At 60.7% G+C, this 19,589-nt stretch carries 14 protein-coding genes; 6 read left to right on the top strand and 8 right to left on the bottom strand.

What is annotated here, in order from left to right:
• Positions 1-239 precede the first annotated feature (239 nt).
• The 3 genes from ACVWWD_RS30590 to ACVWWD_RS30580 are packed head-to-tail and all read left to right on the top strand — an operon-like array spanning position 240 to position 2,997.
• Positions 240-1,535 carry a class I SAM-dependent methyltransferase gene (locus tag ACVWWD_RS30590; protein WP_352576031.1) on the top strand — a complete coding sequence of 432 codons (1,296 nt, stop codon included), beginning with the start codon at positions 240-242 and terminating at the stop codon, positions 1,533-1,535.
• Positions 1,532-2,347, top strand: a complete 816-nt coding sequence (locus ACVWWD_RS30585; protein ID WP_023774755.1) for a sugar phosphate nucleotidyltransferase — start codon at positions 1,532-1,534, stop codon at positions 2,345-2,347. Before ACVWWD_RS30590 ends, ACVWWD_RS30585 begins: the two co-directional genes overlap by 4 nt.
• Positions 2,344-2,997 carry a PIG-L deacetylase family protein gene (locus tag ACVWWD_RS30580; RefSeq protein WP_352576033.1) on the top strand — a complete coding sequence of 218 codons (654 nt, stop codon included), beginning with the start codon at positions 2,344-2,346 and terminating at the stop codon, positions 2,995-2,997. The genes ACVWWD_RS30585 and ACVWWD_RS30580 overlap by 4 nt, the downstream gene beginning before the upstream one ends.
• Before the next feature lie 165 nt (positions 2,998-3,162).
• Here ACVWWD_RS30580 and ACVWWD_RS30575 read toward each other — a convergent pair whose 3' ends face one another.
• From ACVWWD_RS30575 to ACVWWD_RS30565, 3 genes are all read right to left on the bottom strand, one after another.
• Positions 3,163-4,590, bottom strand: a complete 1,428-nt coding sequence (locus ACVWWD_RS30575; protein ID WP_352732716.1) for a glutamate-1-semialdehyde 2,1-aminomutase — start codon at positions 4,588-4,590, stop codon at positions 3,163-3,165.
• Between the two features lie 560 nt (positions 4,591-5,150).
• Positions 5,151-5,897 carry a LuxR C-terminal-related transcriptional regulator gene (locus ACVWWD_RS30570; protein ID WP_435054089.1) on the bottom strand — a complete coding sequence of 249 codons (747 nt, stop codon included), beginning with the start codon at positions 5,895-5,897 and terminating at the stop codon, positions 5,151-5,153.
• A 674-nt stretch (positions 5,898-6,571) separates the two neighbouring features.
• Positions 6,572-6,796 (bottom strand): hypothetical protein, encoded by a 225-nt coding sequence (locus ACVWWD_RS30565; protein ID WP_352548214.1) that lies wholly within the window; start codon positions 6,794-6,796, stop codon positions 6,572-6,574.
• Positions 6,797-7,354: 558 nt separating this feature from the next.
• Here ACVWWD_RS30565 and ACVWWD_RS30560 point away from each other — a divergent pair.
• Positions 7,355-8,812, top strand: a complete 1,458-nt coding sequence (locus ACVWWD_RS30560) for a hypothetical protein (RefSeq protein ID WP_457103702.1) — start codon at positions 7,355-7,357, stop codon at positions 8,810-8,812.
• 215 nt (positions 8,813-9,027) lie between these two features.
• Here ACVWWD_RS30560 and ACVWWD_RS30555 read toward each other — a convergent pair whose 3' ends face one another.
• Positions 9,028-9,261, bottom strand: coding sequence for a DUF6894 family protein (locus tag ACVWWD_RS30555; protein ID WP_023781630.1), 234 nt, complete (start codon positions 9,259-9,261; stop codon positions 9,028-9,030).
• Positions 9,262-9,646: 385 nt separating this feature from the next.
• Here ACVWWD_RS30555 and ACVWWD_RS30550 point away from each other — a divergent pair, with 385 nt between their 5' ends.
• Positions 9,647-11,155, top strand: a complete 1,509-nt coding sequence (locus tag ACVWWD_RS30550; protein ID WP_352732722.1) for a phosphomannomutase/phosphoglucomutase — start codon at positions 9,647-9,649, stop codon at positions 11,153-11,155.
• 892 nt (positions 11,156-12,047) lie between these two features.
• Complete coding sequence (locus ACVWWD_RS30545) at positions 12,048-12,368, top strand: DUF982 domain-containing protein (RefSeq protein ID WP_352576045.1); 321 nt, start codon at positions 12,048-12,050, stop codon at positions 12,366-12,368.
• 217 nt (positions 12,369-12,585) lie between these two features.
• Here the strand turns inward: ACVWWD_RS30545 and ACVWWD_RS30540 are convergent, their stop codons facing one another.
• The 4 genes from ACVWWD_RS30540 to ACVWWD_RS30525 form a co-directional block, all read right to left on the bottom strand.
• Entirely contained in the window at positions 12,586-14,319 is a 1,734-nt protein-coding gene (locus ACVWWD_RS30540; protein ID WP_352732725.1) for an SEL1-like repeat protein, read from the bottom strand.
• A gap of 23 nt (positions 14,320-14,342) precedes the next feature.
• Positions 14,343-15,704, bottom strand: a complete 1,362-nt coding sequence (locus tag ACVWWD_RS30535) for an HlyD family type I secretion periplasmic adaptor subunit (protein WP_457103701.1) — start codon at positions 15,702-15,704, stop codon at positions 14,343-14,345.
• 83 nt (positions 15,705-15,787) lie between these two features.
• Positions 15,788-18,076, bottom strand: a complete 2,289-nt coding sequence (locus ACVWWD_RS30530) for a peptidase domain-containing ABC transporter (protein WP_352732728.1) — start codon at positions 18,074-18,076, stop codon at positions 15,788-15,790.
• A gap of 232 nt (positions 18,077-18,308) precedes the next feature.
• The gene (locus ACVWWD_RS30525; RefSeq protein ID WP_352576053.1) at positions 18,309-18,488 is read right to left on the bottom strand and encodes a hypothetical protein; all 180 of its coding nucleotides are present in this window, start codon (positions 18,486-18,488) and stop codon (positions 18,309-18,311) included.
• Positions 18,489-19,589: the final 1,101 nt, after the last annotated feature.

Genomic DNA, 19,589 nt, shown 5'->3' with positions numbered 1-19,589 from the left:
AAGCCTTAGCTGGCCTCTCCGATAGCGGTACGTGCGGACGACAGCTGACTACCCGTTCGGCGAGCCCGGTATCGGCCTCGCCGCCGCCGGCTCGCTATAAGGATTAATGCACCCGACGGATTGGCAAATCGAACCGGAGAGGGCCGGATCCTAACCTGTCATCTGTCTACGGAGGCGCGGCAGACATGGGTTCTGCGTAGCGCCTGCGTCTCCGTTAGACGGCGGATAGGAGCGGGGAAATGAACATTCAGCCTATCGAAACCGTTCGCGGTCACAGTGCGGCAAGCCGGAATGTCGGTTGCAGGCTCTGCGGGTCGCGCCTGCGCCACACATTGGTCGATCTAGGCATGTCTCCACCTTGCGAAAGCTTCCTGCAGGCCGAGCAGCTTGACCAAATGGAAGCTTACTATCCTCTCAACGTGCTTGTCTGCGACACTTGCTACCTGGTGCAGCTCAAGGAGTATCTGAGCCCCGAGACCATTTTCAGCGAATATGCCTACTTCTCTTCGTTCTCCTCCAGCTGGGTGGCTCATTCGAAAGTGTATTGCGAGGCCATCACCAGACGGCTTGGACTTGGCCGTGACAGTCTTGCGGTCGAGCTCGCTAGCAACGATGGTTACCTGCTGCAGCACTTTCTGCCGCTGGGCGTTCCTGTACTGGGCGTCGAACCGGCAGCCAATGTTGCGCGCGCCGCGATCGAGAAAGGTGTGCCCACCCGGGTCGACTTCTTCGGGGTTCGGTTGGCAAATCAGATGATGAGCGAAGGACATTGCGCTGACCTCATCATTGGCAACAACGTCCTGGCGCAGGTGCCGGACCTCAATGACTTCGTCGCCGGGATGAAAATCCTGCTCAAACCTCAGGGGGTGGTCACGCTCGAGTTTCCACATATCGAGCGGCTGATGGCGGAGAATCAGTTCGACACCATTTATCACGAGCACTTTTCATATTTCTCGCTGCTGACGATCGAACTGATGGCGGCGCGCCACGGATTGCGGCTGATCGACGTCGAGGAGTTGCCCACCCATGGCGGCTCGCTGCGCGTCTATCTCGCCCATGAGGGTAGTCGCTGGGGCGTGGATGACAGCGTGGGCAAACTTCTCGCCCGAGAAAAACGCCACGGGCTAACGGAGATGATTACCTATGCCTCCTTCGGTCACAAAGCGCAGCGTGCCAAGCGCGACCTCTTGGCGTTCCTTATCTCGGCCAAGAACGAAGGGAAGAAGATTTGTGGCTACGGCGCTCCAGGTAAGGGCAACACGCTGCTCAACTACTGCGCCATCGGCACCGACTTCCTGGACTTCACGGTGGACCGTAATCCTTACAAGCATGGTCGCTTCACACCGGGGATGCATATCCCGATCAAATCCGTCGAGGCCATCGACGAAGTCCGGCCTGATTACATTCTCATCCTTCCGTGGAACCTGAAGGACGAGATCATCGAACAGATGCGCCATGTCGCCTCCTGGGGTGCAAGGTTTGTGGTCCCAATTCCTTTTGTGGCGGTGATCGATCCATCGGAGTTAGGCAGATGAAAGTTGTCCTCTTCTGCGGCGGTCGCGGAACCCGGATCCGCGACTATTCCGACAGTATACCCAAGCCGATGATCCCGCTTGGCCACCAGCCGATCCTGCGCCACGTGATGCAGTGGTACAGCGATTATGGACATGATGAATTCGTCTTGTGCCTGGGCTACAAAGCCAATGTCATCAAGGATTTCTTCCTCAACACACGGCCGCAGACCTTTTCCGATTGCGTGGTCACGCAGGGAGGTCAAGACGTGAAACTGCTCGGCGACCAGGTCAAGGACTGGAGCATTACCCTGCTTGATACCGGGGTCTGGCGCAATATCGGCGAACGCCTCTGGGCGGCAAGGGACCAGGTTAAGAACGAGAAGATGTTCCTGGCCAACTACTCCGATGGTCTGACCAACGTCGATCTCGACGACGTGGTGGCGAAATTCGAAGCCAGCGGCAAGATCGGTTGTTTTCTCGCGGTGCGCGCACCACTGACATACCATTTGGCCGATATCGCGGAAGACGGTCGCGTGCGTGAGTTCCGCACAACCGATACCTCGGAGATCTGGATCAACGGCGGCTACTTCCTGTTCCGCCCGCAAATCTTCGACTATATGCGCGATGGCGAGGAGCTCGTTCTGGAACCTTTCAGGCGACTGATCGACGACAACATGCTCATGGCGTACAAACATGATGGCTTCTGGCGATCGATGGATACGCTGCGCGATTGGCAATCGCTCGAAGACATGGTCGAACGGGGCGACATGCCCTGGAATAGAAAAGTTACCGCCGAAAAAACCAGACGCGGTCTGGTAATGGCCGCTTCGTGAGAGGGCTTGGCCTCGCACGTGGCGGGGAGGAACTCTCGATCCTCTGCCTTGGCGCCCATTCCGATGACATCGAGATCGGCGCCGGCGGCACTATCCTTGGTCTGATCGCGTCGGGGGTGAAACTGGACGTCCACTGGTGTGTGCTAAGCGCCGGCGGCCAGCGGTCGGTCGAGGCCCGCGCTTCGGCCGAAGCGTTCCTGAAAGGATCGAAGTCGTCCGTAGTCGACATCGCGGATTTCGAAGACAGCTATTTCCCGGCCCATAGCCGGGCGATAAAGCAGCGGTTGATAGATCTAAGATCTCGCGTCCATCCCGACCTGGTGCTGACCCATGCTAGGTTCGATGCCCATCAAGACCACCGGGAGGTCAATCAACTGACCTGGAATGTCTTTCGCGATCATCTTGTGATCGAATACGAGATTCCCAAATGGGATGGCGATCTTTGCCAGCCAAATGCCTACGTGCCGCTCTCTGCCGCAGTGCTGGAACGCAAGATCGAGCTACTGCAACAGCACTTCGGCACGCAGCGCTCCAAGGACTGGTTCGACCGCGACACATTCGCGGGGCTGGCGAGATTGCGCGGGATGGAGTGCAGGGCGCCGGACCATTTCGCCGAGGCGTTTACACTCAGAAAAGCCAGACTTCTTTAGCGGATTTTCCGTCCCGATTTGCTTGAGGCTTGTCTGAGCCAAGGGGGCACATGGATCCTGGGACTTCGGGTCGGGTTTCTCCTTCAGGAGCCATCCTCGACGTGGTTGGCGATCTTCGCACGACACTTTTCGGACACCACGCTCTGCCAGATCGGGGTTACCGGCTCATGAAGTGGATACGAGCCGGCGGGTTTCTGATTGCCGTTTGGTTTCACTGCTCGCTGGCCCGGGGTTCTGTGAGACCGCCGGTATCCGGGCCTGTGCATCGCCATTGTTGAAGCGACGAAAGACGATCTGCGAGGGGCGGCCGACCAAAAATTGGCTTGCTCCCGAATCCAGGGCCTTGGCGTACACGCCCAGAGCACCGTCGACGGCGTCTATGGTTTTCATGACGGCCGCGTCGTCGTGCGTGTAGCTGACGACGAGAGATGGCATGAGGACACCACGCTTGATCGTCTCCTGCAGGAACAGGGAACGATATGTCTGCGAGGGCTTGCCGTCCTGGTCAAGCGTGGCGTAGGCGAGACAACTGGGACGGCCGACAACTTTGAAGTGCCGATCCAGTCCATGGCGTCTGGAAACCTCCGTGATACCTTCCTTCAATTTCGTTCCCTGACGGTGCAGGTGTTCGATGACGGACTGGTCCCGATAAACCCGTATGGTCGCGATGGCCGCGGCAAGCGCGTGGGTTTCCGCGCCATGCGTAGTCGACAGCAGAAACACACGGGGGCGATCCGTATGCTCGAGCCCACCCAGCCGCATATATTCGCGTTTGCCTGCCAGGGCGGAGACCGAAAAACCATTGCCCAGAGCCTTGCCGAATGTGGATAAGTCCGGTTCGATGCCATAGAGCCTTTGTGCTCCCGCTGCATGCCACCTGAACCCGGTGATCATTTCGTCGAGAATGAACAGCGCGCCATTTTCCCGGCAAAGACGCTGGACATTATGCAGGAAGCCGTCGGCCGGATCGTCGCCACGGGAAGGTTCCAGGATCAGGGCGGCTACCTTACCCGGGTGCCTGTCGAACAAATCCTTGACACTAGCGATGTCGTTGTACCGGAAAGTGAGGGTCAGGTTTTGAACCGCTTCTGGAATTCCCGCGTTCATCGGTGTGGTCCCGATGAACCAATCGTCTGTCGAAAAGAAAGGGTGGTCGGCGCAGCACGCGACGAGATCGCGACCCGTGTAGGCGCGGGCAAGGCGGACGGCGCCTGAAGTCGCGTCCGATCCGTCCTTGCAGAATTTTACCATCTGCGCGCCGACGAGTTCAAGGAACGTTTCGGCGCAGTCAACTTCGATTCTTGCGGGGCGCGTGAAGTTGGCTCCGCCGGCGAGCGCCGCCTCCACCGCCCTGAGCACCGTTGGGTATGCATGCCCCAGCCCGACGGAACGGTTGCCCATGCCGTATTCGATGTATTGGTTTCCATCGACATCCCAGACGTGGCACCCCAGACCACGTTCGATAAAGCCCGGCGCGAGAACGGGATACTGATCCTCGCCTTTCGCGTAGGTGTGGCTGCCGCCTGGGATCAGCTCACGGCCACGTTCTTGAAGGCGTCCCGATTTGCGAAAACAGAGGCTTTGCTCAGGCATGCGGACTGCTCCAGTTCGACAGAAAGTCTAGATGTCTGAGCCTGGATTTTCGCGTTCTCCATAAGGTCACCGGTTTAGCACTTATGGTGGATGGTTGGCGCGATTGTGCGGTCCTGTGCGGCAAACGCGCCGCCAACTGACAAGCAGCATCAAGGCGCAAGCGAATGAGTTCGCGCAGCGTTGCTTCCAGCCGGGAGCAGCTAATCCTGCGTAGGTTGGTTGAACTAGGCTCAACTCTGGAACCTGGGGGAACAGTCCGGCGTGTGCGAAACGCCGGGGAGCATTGCGCCGCGGCTGTTGCGAAGTCCGACCCCCCGGACATCCCGGAAATTCCAGGCGATCCTGCCAAATAGCCGTCCCCTACGTGATCACGCCATTCACGGGAAAGAATCTTATGATAAACAGCTAGCAGCGGTCGATTCCCCTGGGATGTAGCCGCTCAGAATGAAGCCCGCCCGGTTCGCTACCGTGGCGGGCTTTTCGTTGACCGCGCCCCGCTTGGTGCGTTCGCTATATAAGATTGCGATCGTACATTGAGGGAAGGCGGCTTGTGATTGCGATCACCGTTCAGCCGCAGCTCCTTCCGCGAAGAGATCATTGACCTTGTATGCGACTTCCGTGCGGTTGGTCGCCTTGAGCTTTTTCATGATGTTGCGGATGTGCACCTTCACCGTACTTTCGCGCAGGTTCAGTTCAAAGGCGATGATCTTGTTCGCCTTGCCGCGTCGGAGCGCCTGCGCGACCTCAGCCTGCCTGAGCGTGAACATGCCGGTCAAAGGCGCATCACGGCTGCCTGAATCTATCAGGTGCCGCATAGAAAGAACGCTACTTGCCGGAACGAAGATGCCTCCCGCTGCCGCAAGATTGATTGCCTCGACACAGACATCGATCCCTACAGAGGTTGGAATGTAGCCACGCGCGCCACATTCGAGAGCCGTCAGTATCTGTGCGAGGTCTTCGGTGTCCGCCAAAATCACTACGGGCACCGACTTGAATTCGCTCGAAATTCGCCTGATCTGGTCCGCGATACCCTGGTCGGTGACTTTCCGGCCACCTAGGTTGAAGAGAATGGCTGCAAGGGTCATCCCCTCTTTGGCGCGCCATTCGGCAATCGATCCCATGGCCTCGACGGCCATGCCGAGATCGTGGTCTTCCAGCGCCGATGCGAGACATTCGCGGTCGAGCGCCCTTCCGTCCAGGATCAGCAGACATTCCCTGCCTGCTCGTTGCACCATTCCCGCTCCGCCCGACGGGATTTCTGCCTGATCTGCCGCAGTATATCTATGCAGTTCTACTGTGGAGCCCATACTCTTACCCACCCTTTTTTCCACGCGATCCGCCCTGCGGCGGCCAATTAGCCCCTCACTCTTCAGTTCCTTCAGAAATTGAAAAATAGCGCCCACCATTTTGGGAGCTTCAGCTGGAATTTGCCCAGCCTTGCACCCACTGCTGTTCCCTGTTCCCAACCCCAACCAGAACAACCTGAGCTTATGGGCTATTTATGAGCCAGCGCTAACTTAGATTAACATTTGGTTAAATTTTTGAATCTGCGAGAAACACTAACGGCTAGCCCCGCTACCGTTTTAGTTAAACATGCGAGCCGGCCAGTCGATGGATGTTGTGGAGCGTCTGAAGACCGCACGACATCGCAACGCTCTGAAGGTGAACCCATCCGAAGGCTGGCCTCGGCGGTTCTCATTCCAAAGGCGTAGCCGAGGACTACCCCTTCCGGCAGTCAAAAGCCATGCATCCCAAAGCATCGGTTGACTGCATAAGCGCCGGCACTGTCTTCTAAGCGCCTGCTTCGCGCAACGCTCAACGAAAGGACCGCGTAGGGCAGCTCCTTGGACGCTGTGGCAAATGCCAGCTCGTTTGGTTGGGAAGGGCAGGGCAAATCGGCCAGCATCCCTTGCCGACAGGTCCGAAGCAGCACACTGTGCCGCACTTACCCCGACAGAGCTACGCTTTGTATAGCTCGGGCTCAGGCGGTCCCCTGGGGGTCACTTTCGGTCAGCCAAGATGCATCCAGAACAGTTCCGGCATTCTGGACATCGGCTTCGAAGGCGTCGATCAACCTTTTCGCGGCTTTGCTGGCGATATGACCCTCAGGGTAGGTGGCCTTCACGGCCCGTGCACACTCGTAAACTTCCTTGAGTTTCCTAACCTGCTTGAGCCCTAACGCGCGATATACTCCCTGGCTGGTCATATCGCCTCTCCTCCCTGTAGTGGAATTCTCCGCTGCCCGGCCTACTATGCGTCTGCATTGACAGAGAGTTTCCTGGCTGAAAGCAAAAAACTGCGTGCGACTGTAGTAAGGTCGTCGGTTTCCCGGGTCGAGGCGTTCTTTAGGGGGCCCGCCGGAACCAGGGCTTAGCCATTCGCGGGAGGGTACGACCCGCTTCGCGCCTCCGTCGCAGACCTGTTTGTTCTCGAATTGTGCTCAGGTGCATGTTTTGGCGCGACTTTGATGGGGACATTCGATCACTCAACCCCAAGCGCTTTTGAGCGCACCACCACCTTGATATCAAGGCCACGGAAGTGACGTGGGGACGAGCATTGGCGCGCTCTACCGTCGCCGGTGGAAGGCTACCCCCTTTGACTCACTTGCTCAGGACATCCAGCTGTCGAAAGATTAGCGATCGGACAGCTCGCTGTATCCGCGTCACAGGGCCAAACCAAGCGGGAACTCGTCGGCATGCAGGTGTCTCTGCCGGGACTGCTAATATGCGCGGCTATTTTGGTCACGTCCTACTATTCAAGGGGAATGCTGATCATCGGCTTGATCGCTTCCCAGGCTTTCGGCGCGACGGCCGTCATGACACTGACCTTTCTGGGCGGGTCATCTCCATTGATCTTTACCATGTTCGCGGCCTTGCTTGTCACGACCGTCGCTGCAAGACGTCGTATATGGCTTGATCTTGGACTCGTGTTCGGAAGCATCCGGACGGTCTGGATCCTGACAAGCCTCATGCTGTACGCAATCATCGGATCATGGTTGTTTCCGAGATTCTTTGCGGGACAGACCGCCGTATTCGTGCAGTCCAAGACCCGCGGCATAGTCATAGAAGATTCCTTGGCGCCGGTTTCCGGCAACATTTCTCAGACCGGCTATTTCGTCCTTGGTGGACTCGCCGCAATAGCGCTTTGCGCCCTGCTGCTGCACTCCGACCGGATCGACCAGGTCCGGCGCGGCTTCTTCGTGTGGTGCGGCCTCCACACGGGGATGGGAGTCTTCGATTTCATCAGCAAGACCGTGGGCGCAGGAGACCTGCTGGCCCCCATCAGAACCGCCAACTACGCGATCATATCGAACGCGACGGAGGCCGGATTCGTGCGGATCACCGGACCTTTTTCGGAGGCCTCTTCATTCGCCAGCGTTTCCCTCGCCTGCCTGGCATTCTGCTACAGCTACTGGAGAAGGACGAAATCACCGCTGGCCAAATGGCTGTCTGCCATCCTGCTCTTCCTGTCCATTCTGTCGACTTCATCGACCGCCTATGTCGGGCTGATACTGCTATGCATCCCGGTCGCTTTGTCGATGCTGGCCTCGATCCTGAGGGGAAAAGTCGAGGGCGAAGAGATCCTCATAATGGCACTCATGGTGTTGGGCGGGACTGCCATATTGGGCATAAGTCTTTACAAGGCCGAGGCGTTTGACCCGTTCGTCAGGCTGATCAACAGCACCATCATCAACAAAGCGGATTCCGGCTCAGGCCATGAACGCACCTATTGGAATGTAAAGAGCCTGCAGTCTTTTCTCGATACCAGCGGACTGGGTGTGGGGTTCGGCAGCTCAAGAGCATCGAGTTGGCCGATTGCTGTTCTTTCCCAGTTGGGCTTGTTCGGGTCGCTGATGATGGGGGGCCTGCTGTGTGTCCTGGCTAGGGGGCTGGGGGCGGTTCGGCAGTGGGTGGATCCAGAAACAGACGCGGTCGTGGCTAGCGTCAGGAATGCTGCCCTTGCAAGCATAATTGCCATGTCGGTGTCGGGCGGCAGCGCTGATCCAGGCATCCTCTTTTTCATTGCACTTGCAGTCGTTTGCGCCACGAGAGCCAGTGCTCGGCGCGGCATTGCCGCTTTCGAGCGATCTAGCCCGGCGTCCGACGACGGCGCGGCCGCCGTCGTGTACTCCGGTTCCGCCGAGTTGGCTTTGCGACGGCAAAGGTTGCTGGCAATGTGTCAGGGCCCGGTCATGTTCAAAATGGACGGGGATGTTGACTAACCGGCGACCCTGGGCTCGAACGCCCTTGGCTGGGGCGCCGGTCGCCTGGCAAGAAGAGGAGGGTTGCCGCCAAAAGCTGGTCGCAACCTGCAGGCTGTGCCGAACAAGTGCAACACGCTGGCGCCACAAGCCTGCCTGACCTCACCCGCGCATCGGAGGCCTATATCGTTGCGGGGCAACTCATCCGTGCGAAGCTGACGCGGTTTTGGGGATTTTCAGAAGACTTTTATATTGCAATCAATATTTGCTTCCATCACGGGCCTACGGCTTTCGTCGGATACGACTACCGAAAGCTTGCTTTGCAACTCGCCCTGAACTTCGTCCTGTGCCATGGCGACCAGCATTCTGACTGCGTCTACCCGGGCCTCAAGCGCACCGACGTAATGGGTTCCCTCGGTGTCGGGAAAATGGGATTTGCCGTCCCGGACATCGAAAAAAAACAGTGGCATTTTGTCCGCGCTTAACAACAAACCGCTCGTTAAAGCGGGGTTTTGCATCTTGCTCACGGTTGCTTAGGGCATTCGCCCAAAAGATTCTAGCAACCGCAGATGGTCAGCCGGAGACGGTTGTGGAGAACTCAAATCCGGTTGATCACAAAATATTAAAAAGGTTCGATTGGCCGACAAAACCGTTCCCGAGACTTCGCCTTCTGCACGATCGCGAAGGCGACAACCATCGCCTTTTCAAAAGCAGTGTCGGCCCGCTAAGGAAGCAGCAGGCGTCTAGTCTGAGTAGGCTCAACCAAACTGATAAATAGTCCTGAGGAATGGTTCCGGTAAGCTACCGCCTCGACAAGCGCATTCGTGTCGTTTTCATCGTGCGGAGTTTCCTTTCGTGCCTCTGAATTTCATTGCCGAAGCCCGGCCCAACACCTTCGCGTTTGAAACCTCTGCGCTGATCAAGGCATGCGGCTTCAGGGAATACGACGCGCGCTGGTGGTTTGGCCAGGTCGCGCCAGAACTCAATCTGATCGGCGTCCAGGCGCTTGGCATGGGGCTCGGCACGATGATCCGCCGTCTCGGCGTTGGGCCCGACATCGTCACCGGGCATGATTTCAGATCCTATTCGCTTGGCATCAAGCTGGCGTTGATTTCGGGGCTGATGGCGGCCGGCGCGCGGGTGAAGGACATCGGCCTGGCATTGTCGCCGATGGCCTATTTCGCGCAGTTCGCGCTCGATACGCCGTCGGTGGCCATGGTTACCGCCTCGCACAACGAAAATGGCTGGACCGGCGTCAAGATGGGAGCGGCGCGGCCGCTGACCTTCGGCCCCGAGGAGATGAGCGCGCTGAAAGCGATCGTGCTGGCCGGCGATTTCGACCTTGTTGGCGGCGGCTCTTATGATTTCGTCGACAATTTTCGCGCCACCTATCTCGACGATGTGACAAGGGACAAGCGCATCACACGAAAGCTCAAAGTGGTTGCCGCCTGCGGCAATGGCACTGCTGGCGCCTTTGCCCCTGAAGCGCTGGAACGCATTGGCTGCGAGGTAATCGCGCTCGATGTCGAGCTTGACCATACGTTTCCAAACTACAATCCCAATCCGGAAGACATGCAGATGCTGCATGCCATCAGGGACAAGGTGCTGGAGACAGGGGCCGATGTCGGTCTGGGCTTCGATGGCGACGGCGACCGCTGCGGTGTCGTCGACAATGAAGGCAACGAGATCTTTGCCGACAAGGTTGGCGTCATGCTTGCGCGGGATATCTCGCGGCAGTATCCGGGCTCGACCTTCGTCGTCGACGTCAAGTCGACCGGACTGTTCAACACCGACGCGGTGCTGCGCGCCAATGGCGCTGTCACCGACTATTGGAAGACCGGCCATTCCTACATCAAACGCCGGGTTGCCGAACTCGGCGCGATCGCCGGCTTCGAAAAATCAGGCCATTTCTTCTTCAACCCTCCGATCGGGCGCGGCTATGACGACGGACTGGTCACGGCAATCGCCATCTGTCAGATGCTGGACCGCAACCCCGCCAGTTCGATGGCCGGTCTCTACCGGGCACTGCCGCTGACCTTCGGCACGCCCACAATGTCGCCGCACTGCGCAGACGATGCGAAGTATGGCGTGGTCGAACGGGTCGTCTCCGATTTCCAGGCTCTGAAGCGTGACGGCGACAGTTTCGCTGGCCAAAAGATTGGCGACCTCGTCACCGTCAATGGCGTGCGGGTCGTCGCCGAGGACGGCACCTGGGGTCTGGTGCGGGCTTCGTCGAACAAGCCGGAACTGGTCGTGGTCGTCGAAAGTCCGGTCTCGTCCGAGCGTCGCCGGCAGATGTTCGATGCCGTCGACGCCGTGCTGCGCCGCAGTCCGGAAGTCGGCGCTTACAACCAGACTTTTTGATAGGGCCAGGCGGCGAGACAGGCGGCTTGGTGCAACTGATTATTGCAAAGTGGGACGACGGGCTCTTGCATCCTCACGCTCCAGGGCAGGCTCTGCCGGGGTTCGCAGCGTTAAAGGTGTGCCGTAATGGGCCACCCGCAAATGGTCCCTCAATTGCATCTCCCATCCAGCGTCAGGGGTGAACCTATGGCGAGCGCTGGGATAACCATCATGATTGCAAACACACCGCGGCTCGGCTGCAATAGGTGCAAACTTGCTCTTGTCGGCGATGAGACAAGACCGTCGAATGTCCTGAGATGCCCTGGGTGCGGGGCTTCAGACACGTGCGAGAATGTGATGCTGGAGATTGACGAAAGGCGAGCCGAGGCACTTTCGCGCGCCCTTTGCCGGCCAGAAATGCGGGGTGTAAGAACGGGTCGCACAAAAGTGTACCGTTTCGCGCTTCTGTTTGGGACAGGGCGGCTCGTGCGTGCCGACGTCAAAGACGGGCAGTAGCATCGCGCCGGCTGTCGGCCCTTGCCATGCCGACAGCAACCGCCAAGATCAGGTGCTTCTGTTGACGTGATCGCGAGCCGTAATGGCAAGCTGTATTCCACGACTGTCAATTGTCTGCCATGCACCTTCCTCAGGCGAACGATTTGCGGGCAGTATGCAAGCTGTATGTAGCTATCTGTACAGAGCAATGAACGTAACGGCCCGCACCGCGGTCCATGGCAGCTGCCGGAAGTACGCGCGACTTCAGAATTCGTCGGAGGCTCTTAGTCCGTAAGGCCTACTTGAATATTTGCTAGACTATGATGCATCCTTGAGGCCACAGATGGTCCTTGGCCCGGCCACCTCAGTGCTGAGCTAGTGGCACTCGGACTACCGGTCGCCGAAACGGAGCTCAACAATGACGCCCAAGCGCTTCACCCGCCCGGTTCAGGTAATTGTGGGACTTGGCTTTGCGCATGAGGTGTCGTCTGTCATGGATGCCTATCAGCTTCTCGACGAATGGGTCGGGTTCCGCAGCCCAACACATGCGGCCACACTTGCGCTTTTCCGGTCTGCCCTTGCAGACGACGAGGATGCTGAAACGGCTCGTCTTGCCTTTGAGGCATTTGCTCGATCTCGGGGAATTCTCGCTGCGGAGGCAATCGAGTCCTCTGGTGGTGCTGCAGAAGAGTGGATGACAGCCTATGACAGACGGTCAGAAGTCGTGGTTGATGGCTAGTGCACGGTGCCCAACAGTGACTTCGGTTTTGGGAAGGCGACACGCATAATACCTACGTAAAGCGCGTCGCCTGAAATCCGTCTCGACGCGAAGCGCTTTAGGCGATGACCAGAGCGGTCGCCCCGGTGGTTTGCAAGCTCTGGACGTGTCCGCACGAGGCCACCTCAGCGGGCGATTGTGCGACGAGCCTGCGGTTTGTTGGCAAAATCGGCAAAGCTCAACCAGATATGGGCTCCGCGAGTTCGTCGGCCGCTTCACTGACGCCGCAGGCAGCCGCGCGCTCGAGCCATACCCGGCCGGCCGCGGGGTCGCACTCCCCGGCCAGGCCATTGACGAGGTAACGCCCGAGCATGAGCTGGGCTTGGCCATGACCACGCCCGGCAGCGGCGGCGAACCATTTCTGCGCCGCCTTGTGGTCAACCGGCAGGGCCTGGCCAGCACCGTACAGCGCACCTAACGCAAACATCGCCCCAGCGTGGCCGTCGAGAGCGGCCTGCTTGAACAACTGCGTTGCGACCTCTGGCTCGCGGGCGCCACCGCGCCCGTTGAGCAGCATCTCGGCAAGCGCGACCTGTGCGTCGAGGACGCCGGCTTTGCCCGCCCGAGCAAACCAGAGGCGGGCCTGCCTTGGATCCGTCGCCACGCCTCGGCCATCCTGGAGGAGGCGGGCATACATATATTGCGCCTCCGCGACACCTTCGGCGGCCCGCCTCAGCCACTGCGCCGCTTGTGCCTCGTCCTGGCGCACGCCAACGCCGTTGGCGAAGCAGAGCCCGAGATTGAATGCCGCAATCAGGTCGCCCGATGATGCGGCGGCCTCGAACCAACCGGCAACGCTTGCACGATCGTCTGGCTCGCCGGCTCCTCCGAGGACGAGATTGGCGAGGTCGATCTGTGCGTCCTGATTGCCGGCATTGGCAGAGGCGCGCAGCCAGCGTGCTCCCTCTTCGACGTCCTCAGCCACGCCGTTCCCCGTTAGGTAGAGAGAGGCCAGGGCGCGGGCGGCGGCCTGGTGACCCGCTTCGGCCGCCCGCCGATACCAGTTGGCGGCTTCCGCGAAATCGGGCCGCTGCGTTTTCACATAGCGATCGCCCAGGAGATAGGCGGCCTCACTGTTGCCGGCCAAGGCGGCACTGCGCATCCAGGCCTCGCCGGCGGCGGGATCATGGTCGACGAGGCCACCATCAATCAGTGCCAAGCCCAGCCGGAACTGGGCGGAGGGAAGGCCCTTCTCCGCGGCGGCCTGATAGAGTCGAGCGGCGGCCGCCAGGTCGCGTGAGACGCCGAGCCCGTGCTCGGTGAGGACCGCCAGAAGATAGGTTGCGGTCGGCAGGCCGGCGTCGGCCGCGCGCCGCACCTCGGCCGCAATCCTGACCCGGTGTTCGCGATTGCCACGCCGGGCGAGCGACAGGGCAAGGCCAAGACATCCTTCGGCGCAGCCGGCGGAAGCCGACTTCTCGTACCAGTGATGCGCCGCATCTGCATTGCGCATCGGCTTGGGGCCGCTGGTGAGAATATAGCCGAGGATCGCCTGTCCGGTTGCCGAGCCCGCCTCGGCCGCCTTGGTGGCCAGTTCGAAGGCTGCCGTGAAGTCCGGTTCGCCTGGGCGGTCGCGTTTGAACAATTCTTCCGATCCGGCGCCTTTACCGGCGGCTTCCGCCGGGACCAGCCCGGTGACGTAGAGTGCGGCAAGGAGCGCCTGCGCATCGGCGCTGCCGTGATTGGCTGCCCGCAGCAGCCAACGCGCGCCTTCCACACGGCTGGGCGGCACACCCGCTCCCTCGAGATAGCAGCGCGCGACCCGGTACTCGGCGTCGACAATCCCAGCGCGCGCCGCTACCGCCATAAGCGGAAAGGCTTCAGCGGGCTTGCCGCTGTCAGAGAGCTGGATCGCCCTGCGCAACGCTGCCGCAGGGGAGGCAAGACCAGCCAGCCGATCAAGTATTGTCATCGAGCCTCGGTTCCTCCAGTGCTCTACGGCTCCCGCATCGCTTCCTGACCGATCGGGAGCATCGCGCCGAGAATGTACTTGAGCACTGTGCGCCGGCCGACCTTGACGTCGGCGGTCACCGGCATGCCTGGGCTGACGGTGAAACCGGCAGGCACGCCGTGGAGGGCGACCTGATCGATGGAAATGCGCACGCGATAGAACGGCTCGGCGTCGGAAGGCAGCATAGCCAGCGAGCTGTTCGGATCGCGCGCTTGCTCCTGGGCAGAAAAGGAATCCGGGCTGAGCGTCCGCACGGTGCCATGCGCGAGCCCGTATTGCGAATAGGGGAAAGTGTCGAATTTGATGACCACCTGGTCGCCGACATGGACGAAGCCGCTGCTGCGGCCGACGATGTTTGTCTCGATCTCGAGCGGCGCGTTAGCCGGTACGAGGGTGATCAAGCGCTCGCCGGACTGCAGTACCGAACCGACCGAGACCTTGGCAACCGATTGGACGGTGGCCTCGGCTTCACTCTTCAATTCAACCAACTGCTTGCGCAGCTTTGCCTTGTTGAGAAGTTCGCGCGCGTCGGATATCCGCGAACTCGCCTCCGAGAGACTTTGCGAGACATCGGCTCGCCATCCCTGAATGTAGCCGTCGCGCTCGGCGGCCACGGCCTGCTGCTGGAGCCTTGCGGCTTGGGCCGTCTGCTCGGCATTGCCCAGCGACCGGGACATTTCGGCGCGATTGTCCTCGGCCAACAGGGTGTTGAGGCGGCTGCCCACCTGCCGTGCTTCGAGCTGCTTGCGCATCTGTTCGATCGAGGCCGCCACAGCGAGCCGCTGGCGGTAGCCATCGGCATCCGACAGCGAGCGCGAGATCACGGAACCGAGTTCGTCGCGCTGGCGGTCGAAATTTTCGACCTTGGCGTCGTAGACCGCCTTGCGGCGCTCAAAGATCGATGCCTGTAGGGTCCAGCTTGGGTCCAGACCATCATAGTTGAAGACCTTGCCGTCTGCTTCCGCCTTCAGGCGCGCCACTTCGGCTTCAAGCGTCGAAACCTGCATCGCAAGCGCCGCCAGGTCGGCTGAAGCAAAGGTCGCATCGAGGCGAGCAAGCACTTGACCGGCCTGAACGTGCTGTCCTTCACGAACGTCGATCGAACGCACGATCGCGGTCTCCAATGGCTGCACGAGGATGTTGGGCGCGTTTGACACCACCAGCCCCCTTGCCGTCACAACCTGATCCACGGGTATTAGTCCTGCCACGGCAATCAGCGCCATGACCAGGCTGGCAATGATCCAGACGATGCCGCGCGCGGTGCGCGGAATGGGTGCATTGGTGACGGCGCTCGACGGCCACTGGAACTCGAGTATGGCCGGGGTTGTCGGATCTCTCGTTTCCATCCGCTGCCGTCGGGCGGGGAGGGCGATGAGCGAAGTGCTACTCATGGGTTACCGGACCTGAAGCGTATATTGTCTTGGCATCGTCAAACCAGCCGCGGCGGGATGGCGACCGGACGGCCTTGGCGGCCATCGAGATGCCGGTTTTGCTGCGACCACAGCTGGCGATAGAGCGTGCATCGCTCGAGCAGCGTCGCGTGCGGTGCGACGTCGAGCACCTTACCTTGATCCATGACCAGGATGTTGTCGCATTCTGTCAGCGAGGACAGCCGGTGCGAAACGATGATCATGGTGCGCCCGCTGGCGATGCGCATGAGGTTGGCGCTGACCACGGCCTCGCTCTCGGGGTCGAGTGCGCTTGTCGCTTCGTCGAGGATGAGGATTGTCGGATCATGGATGAGGGCGCGCGCGATCGCCAGCCGCTGCTTTTGACCGCCTGAAAGATTGGGCGAACCTTCCTCGATGTAGGTGTCGTAACCATTGGGCATCCGCTCGATGAATTCCTGCGCGCCGGCGAGATGCGCGGCACGCATGGCGTCCGAAAGCGTCAGCCCTGGGCGCCCGGCGATGATGTTGTCACGGATCGAGCCACGGAACAGAAAATTGTCCTGGAGCACCACGCCGAGCCCTTGGCGAAGATGGCGCAGGTTGATCTCCTTGAGGTCGACGCCGTCAAGCTTGAGGAAGCCGCTGTAGTCACGGTTGATCCCCTGCAGGAGGCGCGCGATGGTCGATTTTCCCGACCCACTGCGCCCGACAATGCCGAACATGGTGCCGGCAGGGATGTGGAAGCTGACCCGGTCGAGCGCCGGCGTCTTTGTAGCGATATAGCTGAAGGTCAGGTCGCTGAACGCGACCTCGCCGACGAGCTTGGGTCTCAGGCCGGTGGAATTCGAGCTGCTCTCCAGGGGCCGGTTGAGAACCGACGCTGCCTCGCCGATCGCCGCGCCGACCTCCTCGTAGTCTTCAACCAGTCGCGCCAAGCCGACCAGCGGCTGCGCCACGCGCTGGGAGATCATCATGAAGGCGAACAGGCTGCCGACCATGTAGCCGGAGCGGTCGTTCATGGCGAGATAGGCGCCGATCAGCATGGTGCCGAGCACCATCACGCGTTCGATCGGCGTGACCAAGGTCTGCGGCCAACTGGCGAACTGGCCGAAGGCGAGACGGGCCTTTCCCGCTTCCGCCACCCGTTCATCCCAGAGCGCCTTGCGTTGCGGCTCAAGGCCGAGCGCCTTCACCGTCTTGATGCCGACGACAGTTTCGCCGAGCGCCGCCGACTTCCAGGTCTCGGCTTCGACCACCCGTTGGTACCTGCGGCGCAGCGGCTTGAGATAGGCAAGGATGATCAGCATGATCACGACCGCGCAGGCCACCACGATCCAGGCCAACGTGGCGTTGATATAGAACATTACAGGCACCAGCACGCACAGCGTGATCAGATCCAGGAACGTGCTGAGGAGCTTTCCGGTCAGGAATTCGCGGATACGATAGACCTGGGCGAGGTGATACATCGTCTCGCCGGCCGGATGGCGCTCGAAATAGTCGAGCGGCAGGCGCAGGAGCCGGCTAAAGACGTGCAGATGCAGCTTGGTGTCGAGACGGGCGGCGACGACGTTGATGATCAGCCGCCGCGCATGGCCAAGGAGGGTCTCGTAGACGAAAACCACGGCAATCACCGCGGACAAGAGCACCAGAGTGGACAGGCTGTTGAACTGCAGCACCTTGTTGACCAACGTCATGACCATCAGCGGCGGCAAGATGGTAAGGACACTGAGCGTGAACGAGGCAATGGCGATGTCGCGCAGGGGGCGGCTTTCCAGCCGCACCAGTTCGGCCAGCCAGTGCAGGGTGAAAGGCGCGTCCGCCGCCACATGCGACCGTGTAGGGCGCAGCAGCACGGCCTCGCCCGTCCACACCTGGGACAGCCGCAGCTCGTCGACGGCGGTGACCTCGCCGTCGTCTGGCGCATCGGCACTTTTAAGGAAGACGACGTTGCGCTCGGCGCTCACGCCGGTAAGGAGACCCGCGCCGCCATCGTTGAACAACAGGACGACCGGTCCGGTGTCCTGGAACCGCAAGAGGTGGGTCCACCGGATGCGAATGGCGCGCGACCACATGCCGGCGTTCTGCGCCCACTCGGAGAGATCGGCGGCGCTCGGGACCGGGTTCGCCGTCCTGAATTCCGAGGGATCGAGTTCGACGCCGTGATAGCGGGCGGCCCGCAGTACGGCCTTGAGGCGCGCCCCGAGCTGGTCGAGCTCGGCGGGACCGCCGGGCGCATTCTGGCCGTCCGCCTGGTCCGCCGCAGCCTCTACTTCGGTGCCGGCGCGGATCCGGAGCGGCTGATTCTCGGCATTTACGGGAACGTTCACCACAGGCTTCTCATCCGGTACGCAGCGCCAATGACCCAGAATGCCCAGGCCGAGGCGTTTCTGCCGAGGTTCCTGGCAATGCCGCACTGTACTCCGAACTGATCGGGAGCGCGACTCTCATGGCTTTTCCTCTCTCGAGATGATGAACGCGCGGGTGCCGATTTCCAGGTTAGTCCGCGCGTCCTTTTTTCAAACTTGGACGAGTTCCCGTTCTTCCGTTCAACAGTCCTGCTCACTCATGTGGCTTCAAGAGATCCTTCAGGGTCGTCTTGACGGTATGGTCGTTGCTGGCGTAGCCGGCGCCAGGCTTGGTCCTGTCCGAGGCAAGATCCGTGCTCGCCCCCGTCGGCTTGTTTTGGTTCTGACCAGATCCGCTGATCGTCTTGAGGACGTTGAGCAGGTCTGTCGTCACCGATGTGGCTGCAAGCCCGATCAGGTTGCGGAACGACGCTTGGCCGCTGGGGTTACTGCCGTTGCCGGCCGAGCTCGACGGCAGGAATTGCGTCGTGTCCTTGAGGCCCAGCGTGCTCGCCGTGACGTTGGCTTTGGGGCCGCCGTTTCCGTTGCCGGAGTTGCCCTGACCTTGGTGTGAGCTGTTGTCGGCATTGTTGTGGTCCCCGGAATTGCCCGGCGCGGGCTGTTCTCCGTTGCCGTGGCCGTTGTTGCCGTGACTACCAGTCTCACCACCACCCGAACCGGTCGGGCCAGTCGACCCTGTCGGACCAGGCGAGCCCGTCGGACCGGTTGCTCCGGTCGCGCCAGTCGACCCGGTAACTCCGGTCGAGCCTGTGGCGCCGGTCGAGCCTGTCGCCCCGGTAGAACCAGTGGCACCTGTGGAGCCGGTTGCACCGGTAGACCCAGTAGCACCGGTTGAGCCAGTCGCTCCGGTTGCACCGGTATGACCTGTGGCACCGGTCGAGCCCGTAGCACCCGTCGAACCCGTTGCTCCGGTCCCCCCGGTAGAACCAGTGGCACCTGTGGAGCCTGTGGAGCCGGTCGAGCCGGTTGCTCCTGTCGAGCCGGTCGCACCGGTATGACCTGTCGCACCAGTGGAACCCGTAGCACCACTGGAACCCGTAGCACCCGTCGAACCAGTCGCTCCGGTATGGCCTGTCGCACCAGTGGAACCCGTAGCACCCGTCGAACCAGTCGCTCCGGTATGACCTGTCGCACCGGTCGAGCCCGTAGCACCCGTCGAGCCAGTCGCTCCGGTATGACCTGTCGCACCAGTGGAACCCGTAGCACCCGTCGAACCAGTCGAGCCTGTCGCGCCGGTCGAGCCAGTTGCGCCGGTATGGCCAGTCGCGCCAGTGGAACCCGTGGCACCGGTTGAGCCAGTCGCTCCGGTTGCACCGGTATGACCTGTGGCACCGGTCGAGCCCGTAGCACCCGTCGAACCCGTTGCTCCGGTCCCCCCGGTAGAACCAGTGGCACCTGTGGAGCCGGTCGAGCCGGTATGACCTGTCGCACCAGTGGAACCCGTAGCACCAGTGGAACCCGTAGCACCCGTCGA

Source organism: Mesorhizobium sp. URHB0026 (assembly GCF_054059755.1).
Note: the sequence above shows the minus strand (reverse complement) of the source record. Positions and strands in the feature narration are given on the sequence as shown.

Bases quoted from the DNA above. Each gene is read 5' to 3' on its own strand.
- ACVWWD_RS30575 (WP_352732716.1), bottom strand. From the start codon at position 4,590: ATGCCTGAGCAAAGCCTCTGTTTTCGCAAATCGGGACGCCTTCAAGAA.
- ACVWWD_RS30540 (WP_352732725.1), bottom strand. From the start codon at position 14,319: ATGACAATACTTGATCGGCTGGCTGGTCTTGCCTCCCCTGCGGCAGCG.
- ACVWWD_RS30565 (WP_352548214.1), bottom strand. From the start codon at position 6,796: ATGACCAGCCAGGGAGTATATCGCGCGTTAGGGCTCAAGCAGGTTAGG.
- ACVWWD_RS30570 (WP_435054089.1), bottom strand. From the start codon at position 5,897: ATGGGCTCCACAGTAGAACTGCATAGATATACTGCGGCAGATCAGGCA.
- ACVWWD_RS30585 (WP_023774755.1), top strand. From the start codon at position 1,532: ATGAAAGTTGTCCTCTTCTGCGGCGGTCGCGGAACCCGGATCCGCGAC.
- ACVWWD_RS30555 (WP_023781630.1), bottom strand. From the start codon at position 9,261: ATGCCACTGTTTTTTTTCGATGTCCGGGACGGCAAATCCCATTTTCCC.
- ACVWWD_RS30545 (WP_352576045.1), top strand. From the start codon at position 12,048: ATGACGCCCAAGCGCTTCACCCGCCCGGTTCAGGTAATTGTGGGACTT.
- ACVWWD_RS30590 (WP_352576031.1), top strand. From the start codon at position 240: ATGAACATTCAGCCTATCGAAACCGTTCGCGGTCACAGTGCGGCAAGC.
- ACVWWD_RS30560 (WP_457103702.1), top strand. From the start codon at position 7,355: ATGCTGATCATCGGCTTGATCGCTTCCCAGGCTTTCGGCGCGACGGCC.
- ACVWWD_RS30535 (WP_457103701.1), bottom strand. From the start codon at position 15,704: ATGGAAACGAGAGATCCGACAACCCCGGCCATACTCGAGTTCCAGTGG.